Source organism: Bifidobacterium pseudolongum subsp. pseudolongum DSM 20099 (genome assembly GCF_000771225.1).
Taxonomy (GTDB): Bacteria; Actinomycetota; Actinomycetes; order Actinomycetales; family Bifidobacteriaceae; genus Bifidobacterium; species Bifidobacterium pseudolongum.
This window is the reverse complement of sequence record NZ_JDTZ01000010.1, coordinates 70,208-82,230: the sequence shown is the minus strand read 5'-3', so window position 1 is coordinate 82,230 and position 12,023 is coordinate 70,208. Positions and strand designations below refer to the sequence as shown.

The window sequence follows — 12,023 nt, the reverse complement described above, 5'->3', positions numbered from 1 at the left end:
TCCAAGCAGAGGATTCACATATCGCAAACGATGTCATTACATGAGCACAGCGTTATACAGGCAAATGGCGAGGCATAGACCATTTCTCAACGACGTAAGCGTTTACCCTTCCCGTAGGCGCTGACGCGTTCCAACATGCCCCTATACGAAGAGGTGCAGGGCTACACACGCATGTAGCCCTGCACCTCTCGTCATCTGCGACGAAACCCTAGGTGGTCATTTGGTGTCGCATTTTGGATCAAGATAGGTGATGCCGTCATCCACCCATCCCATTGGTGTCTGATCGATTGTCAAGGGGGCAGTCGCTTTTGTTGAGACACGCACGTCAAAGGTGAACGTTGCGATCTGCCCGGGATTGACCTGCACATACGTCTCATAGGCGTTCACACCGTCGATTGTCGTTTCCTTGACCGCGTCGACTTTGCCGCCGAGCTGCATGAGATTGCTGATCGAACCGCCTTGAGGAGCGTAGAACAGGATTTTCTCCATGGCCTTGCCGGTGTTGTCGCTGTTGTTACCGGTGATGTACCAAGGCAGTGATTTCGCTTCTTCCTCGGTCATCGTGTTGTGCACCATGAACTCGACGTGGTACAGATCACCATCATCGCAGTTCACACGCTGGATCTTCGCCTCGCGCTTGATGTACCAACCCATCTTGGAGGGGTTCTGCTCAGTCAAGTAGATGCCAACGGATGGATTGGTCTCGCTGCTCGGGATCTGTCCGGTGAACCCAGCGGCCTGAATGCCTTGCTCGGCGCGCTCATCGAACGCATACATCGTGAAATGGCGGCCTTTCGCCATGGTTCCCAGCATTTCGCCGGTTTTGTACAGTTTGCCCATATCCATGTGCGAGAACATCGATTTCATCGCCTGACCGGCTACAACGCCGAACAATACGTCGGTCTCATTCTCCGGGTACTTCTGGTACACGGTGTTCATCAGGAATTCCGCGGTGTTTTCACCGGTCAGCACAGTGCCATCTGGCAACGTCACATTACCATTGATTGCAATGAGCTGCTGCAAAAAGACCGGATCGACCATGATCACGCCGTCAAGGGGCACACTCTGTCCCCACGGTGTACGGTTCCATACGGATTGCATGGCGACCGCTGAATCCGCGGTGTTCGGGAAGACGGCCAAATCACGGATATCAAATGACATGTGCAATGGCCCCTCGTCGGTGAACACCCGCTTCATGTCTTCGGAATGATCACCAATGCCATACGGCAGATAGTCGCCATTCGACCGGAAATCACCGATATGCACCGTGCCATTCGATGTGGTCAGGTCGCCAACGGAACCGATGAGGCCACCCGAGGAGCGCATTTCGGAAGGCGTCATCGCCATGACGGCATACGTGCGCTGCTGTCCATCACCCAAAAGCGTGGGCAGGATCTGGAATGTGTTCGACAGCGCATTCACCCGGTCGGCGAGGTCGTTGAGCTGCGTCTCCCCTTTGCTGTATGCGGAGCGAATCATGCCGATACCCGGTGTGGGGAGCGCGTCATAGTCACGCACCTGACGTTGGAACGATGCGTTGGCTTGCTTCAATGGCTCCACTGCGTCGATGATCGGCTGCAGGTTCACACCGTCGTCCCCATTGGCGATCTGTGCATCGCTCAATGTCTTCAACACATCCACAAACTGTGGGATCGAATCCTGGACGATGCCGTCGATGGTGGTTGTCATGCCTTGGACAGTGGCGATGTCAGTGCCAATGAACGGCATCTTCGCCGCCGCATTCCATAATCCACCATGGGCGATGTCCACGGCCTGCCGGGTTTCATGGGCGATTTGCGGAAGCGCATCACCCGCATTGGCCAGTGTCTCGGCATCTCCGGAAGAGAGTTTCGAAAGCATGGCAATCGCATTGTTTTCGTGGGCCTGCACCTGCTTCGCCTGCTTGCCCAACTGGAGTCCCACCACTCCCGCGATGGCCAGTATGAGCACGACAACGGTGAGGACACCCACAACCCACGGCCACACACGGCGGCGGTGATGGTGGCGATGGCGACGGTGGTGCTGTTGCTGCGTGTGCGCTTGCGACATGCTGCTCCTTAGGCATTACAAAAACCGCGGATTTCCTGAACCACAAGAAATCCGCGGGAAAACATGGCCCTACTACTTCAGCGAGAAGCGGCGCTTCTTGCGGTGGTCCACGGTACGGTTCGAGTAATAGTAGTAATAGTTGCTGTGTTCGAGTGACTTCTTCGATTCACGAGCGCAGTTGAAGATGACGCCATTCACTGGCAGATCAAGCGTGGTGAGTTCGTCGGAAATCTCGCGCAGATCACGTTTGAGTGTCTGGTCACGGCGACAGACCATGACCAGGGAACCGCCACGACGCACGAAGATGACGGCGTCGTTCGCCACAACCATAGGTGCGGTGTCAACAAGCACGTAATCGTAGCGCTCCAAGGCATTGTTGAGCAGCTCGACCATGATTGGGGAGTTGAGCAATGTCGAGGCATTCGGCGGTTTCGGACCGGCCGGCATGATATGCAGGTTCGGCTTCCAATAGCGCTGCACAACGTCTTTGACTGATGCCTGACCGGAAAGCACGTGGGTCAGTCCGGCAGCGCCGTCAAGGTCAAGCTTTTTGGACACGGAAGGATGACGCAAATCGGCATCGATGAGCAGTACCTTCGCGCCGTTTTCGGCAAGGGCGGCGGCGACATTGACCGACATTGTAGTCTTACCTTCGCTCGCACCAGTGGACGTGACAACAATAAGGCGGCAGTTCGTGTCTTCCACTGGTGCCATGAACGACAGATTTGTGCGGATACGGCGGAAATCCTCAGCGACCGGGCTGCCGGGTTCACTGACCACGACGGGCTTCGTGCTGTTGAGCACTTCCTCTTCGGCGATGCGGCCGATAATCGGTGCATCGATGAACTCACCGACCTCATCGCCATCCTGGATGCGCTTGGACAGCACATCCTTGAGCAAGGCGGCAAACACGCCAAGAACCAGTCCGCCAACAATGCCAATGAGGATATTGAGCTTCCACTTCGGTGAACTCGGCGAACTCGGTACGGTCGCCGGCTGGACGACCGACAATTTGACGGACGAACGCGAACCAGAGGCATACAGTGTATTCTCAACGACCGAGCTCAACGACTTTGCGACACCATTTGCGATGTTCGCCGCTTGAGCCGGATCACTGTCCGTCACCGAGATGTTGACGAATGCGGTGTTGGTGGGGTTGGTGACGCTGATCTGCCCCTTGAGTTGCCCCACCGTCGTATGGAGGCCAAGGTCATCGATGACGGGCTGAAGCACCGATTGTGTTGTGGTGAGTGCCGGATACGACTTGATCTGGCTCATGATGTATGAGCTGCCGCTGTTCTGCTCGGACGAATTCGCAGTGCCGTCCGACGAATCGTTGTATGTCGCGAACAACTGGGTGGTTGTCGAGTATTGCACCGGCGATATTGCAGTTAGTGCGATTACCGCACCAAGCACAACAAAAAAGGTGATGATAATCGTAATGACGTGCTTGCGTAGAATGCCGAAGAGCCCGGATAGCGTCATGCCGTCACTTTCCGGCTTGGCGCCAACACCGGCTTGGCCGGAGGCTTGCTGCTCCATCATGTTTTCAGCCATCGAGGTGTATTCCCATCTGAGCGGTGAGACCCTACCGCACCGAGCGCCCTTCACAGCGCGGAACGCGGTTGCCGGTCCTGTCTCTTGAATTCAGCTTTTTTATACTAGCTTTTACGCTCGACGCAATTGATTACAGCCGTGCGACCTGCACGCCCTGCGTGTCGGTGGCGAGGTGCAGCACCTTCCAGTGCCCGGATTCGAGCTGTTCGTGGGCCACGGCGTCGATTGCGCTGTTGGCGTCGCCGTTGTGCAGCACGAGCACGCAAGGGCCGGCGCCAGAGACCATCGCGGCGAACCCGTTCGCGCGCATCAGCGTGATCAGGCGCGCCGAAGGCTCCATGAGCGGGCCGCGGTACGCCTGGTGCAGCTTGTCTTCGGTGGCTTCCATCAGCAGGTCGTTCGGATCGCGCGGGCTCGTCAGCACAGCCGGGTTCATCGCGCCGATCAGCAGCGCGGCGCGCGAGACGTTGAACACGGCGTCGGCGAACGGCACAATCGTCGGCAGCGCCTCGCGCGCCTTGCTCGTGGAGAGTTCGAAATCGGGGATGAACACCGAGGCCGTGACATCAGGGCCCACCAAGTAGTTCACCGACCGGAAGAGCGCGGGGGGCGTGGTGCCGTCCGGCTGAGCCACGCCATCACCCGGCTGCGTCCACGAGACCGTCATACCGCCGTAGACCGCGGGCGCCACGTTGTCCGGGTGCCCTTCAAGCTGCGCCGCGTAATCGAAGATCACATCGCGGTCAAGTTCGCCCTCGTGACTGAAGGCATAGGCCGCCGCGATGCCGGCTACAATCGCCTCGGCCGAGGACCCCATGCCGCGTGCCTGCGGAATGCGGTTGTGCGCCTCCAGGATGAATCCGGTCTTGCTCAGGCCGAAGCGCGAGCATGCACGGCGGAACGTGGAGACGACCAAATGCGACTCGTCGCGCGGCAGCGTGTCCGCGCCCTCGCCGTCAATGATCACTTGCGCGGCCATGTTGAGCGGGTCGGAGCTCAGCGTGAACTCCAGCTCGTCGTGGTAGTCCAACGCGAGTCCCACGGTGTCGAATCCAGAGCCGAGGTTAGCGCTGGTCGCGGGCACACGCACGTGCACCTTGCGGGTAACCGGATCCATCGGGAAAATCCTGCCTTACTAGTCAGTCTGTGATTGGGTCAATCGCCGGTGGGCGGCTGCGCGGTCAGTCGAGCACGCGCAGGATCGACGGCTCGCCGGTCACGCAGTCGAGTTCGCAGACCTCGGCCACGGTGGCGCGCAGCGTGTTCTCGTCGGTCATGTGCGTCACGAGGCGCAGCTGCTGGATCTCGCCGTCGTAGCCCGGGTCCTTGAGCGTGGGCTTGAGGTCCTGGTTCACGCCGTTGATCGAGACGCCGTTCTTCGCGAAGACGGCGGAGATCTTGGCGAGCACGCCGGGGTTGTCGTGGATCAGGAAGCGCACGGCGAACGCGGCCTTCGACGCGCTCAGCGGCGCGATCGGATAGTCGTTGTACATGCGGATCGCCGGGCCGGTGCAACCGGCGGCAATGTGGCGCGCGACGGTCACGATGTCACCCACGACGGCGGAGGCGGTCGGCGCACCGCCGGCGCCGCGGCCGTAGAACATCAGGTCGTCGGCGTATTCGGCGCGCAGGAACACGGCGTTGAACGAGCCGCGCACCGAGGCAAGCGGGTGCTCCTGCTTGATGAGTGCCGGGTAGACGCGCGCGGAGACGCCATCGTCGGTCTTGTCGACAACGGCGAGCAGCTTGATGACGCGCCCTTCGGCGGTGGCCGCGGCGATGTCGTCCGCGGTGATGCGCGTGATACCCTCGACGGTCACGTCGTCAATGCCGACGTTTGTGTGGAAGCCGAGCGTGGCCATGATCGCGGCCTTGTTGGCGGCGTCGTAGCCTTCGATGTCGCCGGTCGGGTCGGCCTCGGCGTAGCCCTTGGCCTGCGCGTCCTTGAGCGCCACGTCGAAATCGAGGCCCTTCGTGGTCATCTCGTCGAGGATGTAGTTCGTGGTGCCGTTGACGATGCCGAGCATGTCTTTGACCTGGTCGCCGACGAGCGATTCGCGCAAGGGGCGCACAATCGGGATCGCGCCGCCCACGGCCGCTTCGAAGTAGATGTCGACGTTGTTGTCTTCGGCCGTCTTGTACAGTTCCGGTCCGTACTTGGCAAGCAGCGCCTTGTTGGCGGTCACAACGGACGCGCCGTTCTTCATCGCCTCAAGCACGAACGTGCGGGCCACGCCCGTGCCGCCGATCAGCTCGACGACGATGTCCGCGTTCTTGACGACGGACATCGTGTCGGAAGTCAGCAGCGACTTCTCGATCCACGGAAAATCGACTTCCTCCGGGTCGAGGCACGCCACGCCGGACAGTTCGATTGGGCGCCCGATGCGCTTCGCGAGCTCGTCCTTCTGCTCCACGAGCAGACGCGCGGTCTGCGAGCCGACGGTCCCTGCCCCAAGCAGGCCCACTCGAATCGGTGCATTGTTCTGTGCCACTGTCCGTTCCTTTCGTGCGGCGGTTGATGCTGGTGCTCATTGTACGGGCAACGCGCGAGGATGCGCGCCGCCCGTCCATAATGATTGGTCTGCCTGTCTGGATCACTCGCTCACGTCGAGGTCGAGCAGGTCCTCCACGGTCTGCCGGCGCATCATCAGATGCGCGCCGGTGGAATCGACGCCGACGACCGCGGGGATGAGCGCCTGGTTGTAATTGCTGGCCATCGTGCGGCCGTACGCGCCGGTCACCGGCATAGCGAGCACATCGCCGCGGCGGATGTCGCTCGGCAGTTGCGCGTTCTTCACCACGATGTCCCCCGACTCGCAGTGCATGCCGACGACGCGCGAAAGCCGCGTGCCACCGCGCGGGTCACGGTTCGCCACGACCGCCGTGTAATCCGCGCCGTACAGCGCGGGGCGGATGTTGTCGCTCATGCCGCCGTCGACGGAGACGTACGTGCGTTCGGTGATCGGCGCGCCGGTTTCGTCCGTGGAGTCGCCGCTGAGTTCGACCGTCTTGACGGTGCCGACGCGGTAGAGCGTCACGCCGGCCGGCGCCACGATCCAACGGCCCGGTTCGAACGAGATGACGGGCATGGGCATGCCGAGCAGGCGGTTCGTCTGTGCCACAGCCGTGGCCAAGCGGTCGAGTTCCTGCTCGATGTCCATCGAATCCTCGCCGTCGGTGTAGGCCACCGAGTAGCCGCCGCCCAAGTCCACTTCGGGCAGCGTGTAGCCGTTGGTGGCGTAGAAGGTCTTGCGCAGCAGCATCATGCGGCGCGCGGCGTGGATGAACGCGTCGGCGTCGTGGATGTTCGAGCCGATGTGCGAGTGGATGCCCACGAGCTCGAGTTCGCTGTCGTGTTTCGCGATCTCGCGCAGCACCGCGACGGCCGGCCCGTTCGCCACGAGTTCCATCGCGGCGGCGAGCATCCTGTCGCCTTCGGTCACGCTTGCGGCGTTGAGGTCGTATGGGTAGCGGATGTCGTGGCGCAGCTCCTTGCCGTCCTCCTGAGCGCGCGTTTGGGAGACAATCGCGTTCGCGGCGGCCGGCGAGACGTCTTCGAGCGAACTGATGCCGTCCACAATCGTCGTATCGGCGCCCGCTGGCAACAGTGCGATGCCGAACTTCTGGTCTTCATGCGCGGTCGAGATGAACTCGTGGCCTCCCGCGTGGATGCCGGTCGTGACGCGCAGCATGACCCGCGCGCGCTTGCCCAGCCGGCGCGCGATCGCGGCGATGCGCGCCGGTTCATCCGGCTCGTCGATCACGATCTTCGCGAAGCCTTCGGTGATCGCGAGCTCGATCTCCGCGTCCGACTTGTTGTTGCCATGCAGCACAAGACGGCGCCCCGGCACGCCGGCGGCGAGCGCGATGCGCATCTCCCCCATCGTGCATGTGTCGACATACAGCCCGGCTTCGGTGACGATGCGCGCCATCTCTTTGGAGAGGAACGCCTTGCCCGCATAGCTCACGTGCGTCGTCGTCGTGCTGAATGCGTGCGCGGTGGCTTCGGTGAAACGCCGTGCGCGCGCACGCACTTCGTCGAGGTCGAGCACGTAGAGCGGCGAACCGAAGTCGTCAAGCAGTTGCGTGGCGGTGATGCCGTGGAATTCGATGGCGCCCTGCGCGTTGCGCGCGGTGGCCGCGGGCCAGATCGGGGTGATGCCCATGGTGTTCCTCTCTCACATCTTGTCTGGCGCGGACACGCCGAGCAGGTCGAGTCCTGCGGCGATGACGGTCTGCACGGCGTCGTTGAGTCGCAGGCGCGCGGCGGAGCGTGCGGGCTCCGGGCATTTGGCGATGCGCGTGGCTTCGCGTGTCGCTTCGTCGGCGCGCTCCTCCGGTTCGGTGAGCGCCACGGGCACGACGCGCTCCACGTTGTACCACTTGTGGTAGGCGGCGGCCAGATCTTCCAGATAGTGCGCGATGCGGTGCGGGGCGCGCATGTCGCCGGCCTGCGTGAGCGCGGCGGGCCATTGCGCGAGCAGTGCGAGAACCTCGCCGTCGGCCTCGGTGTCGAGGAGCGCGAGGTCGGCGCCTTCGCGCGTGATGTTCGCGGCGGCCGCGTTGCGGTCCACGTTGCAGGAGCGCGCGTGCGCGTACTGCACGTAGTAGACCGGGTTGTCGTTGGAGTGCGAGGCGAGCAGGTCGAGGTCGATGTCGACGGGCGAGTTGTAGTCGGTGCGCGCGAGCGAATAGCGTGACGCGTCAACGCCGATCGCGTCGATGAGGTCGTCGATCGTGACGACGTTGCCGGCGCGCTTGCTCATGCGCACGGCCTTGCCGTCCTTCATGACGTTGACGAGCTGGCCTATGAGGATCTGCATGTTCTCGCCCGGCTTGTCACCGAACGCGGCGCACATGGCCATCATGCGGCCGATGTAACCGTGGTGGTCGGCGCCGAGCATGTAGATCGCCACGTCCGCCGGATGGTCCTTGCGGTGGCGCTTGTTGCGGTAGTAGGCGATGTCGGCGGCGAAATACGCGTAATTGCCGTCGGATTTGATGATGACGCGGTCCTTGTCGTCGCCGTGTTTCGTCGATGCGAACCATGTGGCGCCGTCCTGTTCGTAGATGTCGCCGCGTGCGCGCAGGTCGGCGATCGCCTTCTCGACCTCGCCGTCTTCGTACAGGCTGTTCTCGTGGAACCAGACGTCAAACTTGACGCGGAACTCCTGCATCGAATGGCGGATTTCGTCGAACATCATCGGCACGGCGCGCTTGCGGAACTCTTCGCGCTGCGCGGAGTCGCCTTCGCCGAGCGGCTCGCCTTTCTCGTCGGTGCCACCGTCGACGCGCGGCAGATTGAGGATGTCTACGCCGTCGGCGTTCGCTTCGACAATCACGCGGCGCGCGATCTCGTCGATGTAGGCGCCCTTGTAGCCGTCGACGGGCGTGGGTTCGCCGTGGGCGGCGGCGACGAGCGACTTGGCGAAGCGGTTGATCTGCTCGCCGTGGTCGTTGAAATAGTATTCGCGCACGACTTCGGCGCCGTTCGCCTCAAGTACGCGGGCCATCGAATCACCGACGGCCGCCCAACGCGTGCCGCCGATGTGGATCGGGCCGGTCGGGTTGGCGGAAACGAATTCGAGATTGAGTGTTTTGCCGCTCAAGTGCTCGTTCCTGCCGAAGTTCGCGCCATCGGCGAGCACTTGATCCACCACGGCTGCGGCGGACGCGGAGTCAAGGGTGATGTTAATGAAGCCAGGACCTGCGACTTCCACTGCAGCGATGCCGTCGGCGTCGTTCATCAGTGTCTGGAACGCCTCGGCGAGCTCGCGCGGTTTCATGCCGGCCTTCTTGGCGAGCTGCATGGCGGCGTTGGAAGCCCAATCGCCGTGCGCGCGGTCTTTTGGTCGCATCACTGCGAACTTGGCGGGTTCCGGGATTTGGTCGGCGGTCAGATTGCCTGCTTTTCCGCTTGCAACAAGCTCTTGGGCAACACCGTATATCAGGTCACTTAATGCTTCTGGACTCATGGTGACAAGTCTAGCGGGAGAGCAGACAGGAAACGGCGGCCGCACGCGGCCATGGACAACCGCGTGCGGCGTGCGGTCACTCCTCGTCGGGGCTCACCGCGATTACGTCGATTTCGACGAGTGCGCCCTTGGGGATCATATTGTTGCCGAACGCGACGCGCGCGGGCTTGACGGTGGCGGTGAACGCCTTGGCGTACACGGCGTCCACGTCGGCGAAATCCTCCACGTTGCGCAGATAGATCGTGGCGCGGCACACATGTTCGAAGCCACAGCCGGCGGCGTCGAGGATGTGCTTGATGTTCTTGAGCGCGCGGTCGGCCTGTTCGGCGGCGGTCACGCCGTCGAGTTCGCCGGTGGCCGGGTCGATGCCGAGCTGGCCCGAGACGAACACGAAACCGTTCGCTTTCACGGCCTGGCTGTATGCGCCGAGCGCGGCCGGCGCTTCGGAAGTGGCGATTGCCTGGAGTTTTTCGTACATTGCGGTTCCTTTCGTAAGGCTCATGCAGTCGGCATTGTACGGTCCGCATTGTTGCGTGCAAGTGGCATCGGCCACGTTGTGGGCATCCCTTCACCACAGGCAGCGCCCCATTGCAGCAGGTGGTGTGTTGATCCAAGATGGTGGGCTCGATGGGATTCGAACCCACGACCTTTCGCTCCGGAGGCGAACGCTCTATCCACTGAGCTACGAGCCCGCACCACTGCCCTACTTTACACGAACGGCGGACGTGCATGGCGCACCGTGTTCACTTCGTGCATGGATTGCGGCGGTTTTCGTCTTGGACATTACACTGGGATTATGGCAATGGATATGGGCGACATCAGTGGAACGAGTGACTTTCAGTTTGCACGGCGTTTCTTTTGCCGCGAACTGCCGGCCGAGTTCGACGACGGCGACGCCCCCACACTGATCGTGCAAAGCTATTTTGTGCACACAGGCGACTATGCGCTGCGCATACGGCTCCAGACGCACTCGGTGCGTGTGCCGATGAGCGCGCAACTCGACCCGAAAGAGGTGCTTGAACAGTACCGCGACGATTTCCGCGAAGCCACACTCACCGTCAAGGGCCCGTCGCGCGGCGGCACGCGCTATGAGGCCCAGCGCAGCATCGATTCGCGCATCGGTGCGGAAATCATGCTGCGCGGAGGTGACCTCATCATCAAAAACCGTACAACCGCATGGATCGGCGCCGACGGATGGAACATCGACGTGTTCGGGGGCGCGAACGCCCCGCTTGTGATCGCCGAAGCGGAGCGCAGCACACCGGTGACGAATCTGATCATCCCGCGCTTTTGCATCACCGAGATCACGGACCAGTCGCGCTTCAGCAACGACAGTCTCTCGTGGAGGCCGTTCAGTCAGTGGAGCAGCGGGTTCGAGCGTGAATTGCGCGAGACGGGCCCGCAGTTCCAGCAGGTCTTCGGCACCAACACCCTCGAATAGTCGCGCTCAGTACATGAGGGTGGCGAGGCGGCGGCGTGCGGCGGTCAGGCGCTCGTCGGACGGCTCGGGGATCAGGAAGTACTCGAGCAGGCGCTGGCGCACCGGCTCGAGGTCGGCGCGGTGCGTGCCGGCGAAGTCGAGCAGACGGCTGAACGCATCCTGGATCTGCCCGCCGATCATGTCCACGTCGGCGACCGCAAGCTGTGCCTGCACATCGTCGGGATGCGCGGCGGCGGCCTCGCGCACCTCGCGCACGTCCGCGTTGGCGGAACGCGCGAGCAGCAGCGCCTTGGCACGCTCGCGCTGGGCAAGCGTATCGGACGGGTCCGCTTCGAGCACCTGCTCGTATGCGGCCGCGGCACCGGCATAGTCGCCGGACTGCGCCAAGCGGTGCGCTTCGGCGTGCGCGGCCGGCACTTGCGGTTCGGTCTGCTGCGCGGAGGCATCGCCGTCGGAAGGCTCGATGTACGGCGCCGTGCCGGTCACGCCAGCCTGCGCAGCCACCTGCACGAGCTGCGGTAGCACCTGCGAGGTGATCTGCGTGAGCTCCTCGTTGGAAGGCACGCCCTGCAGGATCGGCATGGGGCGGCCGCCGATGAGCGCGAACAGCGCCGGTGCGCCTTGCACGCCGAAGGCTTGGGCGATCGCCGGATTCTTGGCCATGTCGACGCGCGCGAGCTGCAGCTGGCCGTTCATCGAGTTGACAGCGTCGCCGAGCGCCTGCGCCATGGGGAACAGGCGGTCGTCGGTCGGCACCCACATGAGCATCACAATCGGGAAGGTGGCGGACGATTGCACCACCGATTCGAAGTTGGTTTCGGAGACGTCGATCACATAGCCGCCGGCAGCCGGTGCTCCCCCGGCCTGCCCAGGCTCCGCCTTGACCTGATGCTGGAGCGCCGTCAGATCGACCGCGCCTGCGAGCGAAATGCCCGGTTTGAATTCCTTGTCTGCCATATTGCCTCTTTTCTGCGCGGCGAAGCGTTCGCCGCCTGATTGCA

At 62.5% G+C, this 12,023-nt stretch carries 10 protein-coding genes and 1 tRNA gene; 2 read left to right on the top strand and 9 right to left on the bottom strand.

All coding sequences use genetic code 11. The annotated features are described in order from the left end of the window. Positions 1-216: 216 nt before the first annotated feature. Entirely contained in the window at positions 217-1,689 is a 1,473-nt protein-coding gene (locus OU02_RS06820; RefSeq protein ID WP_238552009.1) for a DUF4012 domain-containing protein, read from the bottom strand. Positions 1,690-1,755: 66 nt separating this feature from the next. Here OU02_RS06820 and OU02_RS09070 point away from each other — a divergent pair, with 66 nt between their 5' ends. Further along, complete coding sequence (locus tag OU02_RS09070) at positions 1,756-2,061, top strand: hypothetical protein (protein ID WP_238552012.1); 306 nt, start codon at positions 1,756-1,758, stop codon at positions 2,059-2,061. 60 nt (positions 2,062-2,121) lie between these two features. Here the strand turns inward: OU02_RS09070 and OU02_RS06815 are convergent, their stop codons facing one another. The 7 genes from OU02_RS06815 to OU02_RS06785 form a co-directional block, all read right to left on the bottom strand. Beyond that, positions 2,122-3,606, bottom strand: a complete 1,485-nt coding sequence (locus OU02_RS06815; protein WP_051918317.1) for a tyrosine-protein kinase domain-containing protein — start codon at positions 3,604-3,606, stop codon at positions 2,122-2,124. Positions 3,607-3,736: 130 nt separating this feature from the next. Then, positions 3,737-4,723: a homoserine kinase gene (gene thrB / locus OU02_RS06810; protein WP_033489513.1), complete on the bottom strand. Its 987-nt coding sequence runs from the start codon at positions 4,721-4,723 to the stop codon at positions 3,737-3,739. 64 nt (positions 4,724-4,787) lie between these two features. Beyond that, the gene (locus OU02_RS06805) at positions 4,788-6,098 is read right to left on the bottom strand and encodes a homoserine dehydrogenase (RefSeq protein WP_033489512.1); all 1,311 of its coding nucleotides are present in this window, start codon (positions 6,096-6,098) and stop codon (positions 4,788-4,790) included. Between the two features lie 102 nt (positions 6,099-6,200). Continuing rightward, a complete protein-coding gene (locus OU02_RS06800; protein ID WP_033489511.1) occupies positions 6,201-7,772 on the bottom strand; it encodes a diaminopimelate decarboxylase family protein in 1,572 nt (523 codons plus the stop codon). 12 nt (positions 7,773-7,784) lie between these two features. Beyond that, positions 7,785-9,581: an arginine--tRNA ligase gene (gene argS / locus OU02_RS06795; protein ID WP_033489510.1), complete on the bottom strand. Its 1,797-nt coding sequence runs from the start codon at positions 9,579-9,581 to the stop codon at positions 7,785-7,787. A 76-nt stretch (positions 9,582-9,657) separates the two neighbouring features. Next, on the bottom strand, positions 9,658-10,059 hold the full coding sequence (locus OU02_RS06790) for a Rid family detoxifying hydrolase (protein ID WP_033489509.1): 402 nt from the start codon (positions 10,057-10,059) through the stop codon (positions 9,658-9,660). Between the two features lie 138 nt (positions 10,060-10,197). After that, positions 10,198-10,273 (bottom strand) — tRNA-Arg (locus OU02_RS06785). A gap of 104 nt (positions 10,274-10,377) precedes the next feature. Here OU02_RS06785 and OU02_RS06780 point away from each other — a divergent pair. Beyond that, on the top strand, positions 10,378-11,022 hold the full coding sequence (locus OU02_RS06780; protein WP_129898912.1) for a CYTH domain-containing protein: 645 nt from the start codon (positions 10,378-10,380) through the stop codon (positions 11,020-11,022). Between the two features lie 6 nt (positions 11,023-11,028). Here the strand turns inward: OU02_RS06780 and OU02_RS06775 are convergent, their stop codons facing one another. After that, complete coding sequence (locus OU02_RS06775; protein ID WP_033489507.1) at positions 11,029-11,979, bottom strand: tetratricopeptide repeat protein; 951 nt, start codon at positions 11,977-11,979, stop codon at positions 11,029-11,031. Between the last annotated feature and the right edge of the window lie 44 nt (positions 11,980-12,023).

Excerpts from the sequence above, each read along its gene's own strand:
- OU02_RS06800 (WP_033489511.1), bottom strand. The coding sequence starts at position 7,772 with ATGGGCATCACCCCGATCTGGCCCGCGGCCACCGCGCGCAACGCGCAG.
- OU02_RS06790 (WP_033489509.1), bottom strand. The coding sequence starts at position 10,059 with ATGTACGAAAAACTCCAGGCAATCGCCACTTCCGAAGCGCCGGCCGCG.
- OU02_RS06775 (WP_033489507.1), bottom strand. The coding sequence starts at position 11,979 with ATGGCAGACAAGGAATTCAAACCGGGCATTTCGCTCGCAGGCGCGGTC.
- OU02_RS09070 (WP_238552012.1), top strand. The coding sequence starts at position 1,756 with ATGGGCGATGTCCACGGCCTGCCGGGTTTCATGGGCGATTTGCGGAAG.
- OU02_RS06820 (WP_238552009.1), bottom strand. The coding sequence starts at position 1,689 with ATGACAACCACCATCGACGGCATCGTCCAGGATTCGATCCCACAGTTT.
- thrB (WP_033489513.1), bottom strand. The coding sequence starts at position 4,723 with ATGGATCCGGTTACCCGCAAGGTGCACGTGCGTGTGCCCGCGACCAGC.
- OU02_RS06780 (WP_129898912.1), top strand. The coding sequence starts at position 10,378 with ATGGCAATGGATATGGGCGACATCAGTGGAACGAGTGACTTTCAGTTT.
- OU02_RS06815 (WP_051918317.1), bottom strand. The coding sequence starts at position 3,606 with ATGGCTGAAAACATGATGGAGCAGCAAGCCTCCGGCCAAGCCGGTGTT.
- argS (WP_033489510.1), bottom strand. The coding sequence starts at position 9,581 with ATGAGTCCAGAAGCATTAAGTGACCTGATATACGGTGTTGCCCAAGAG.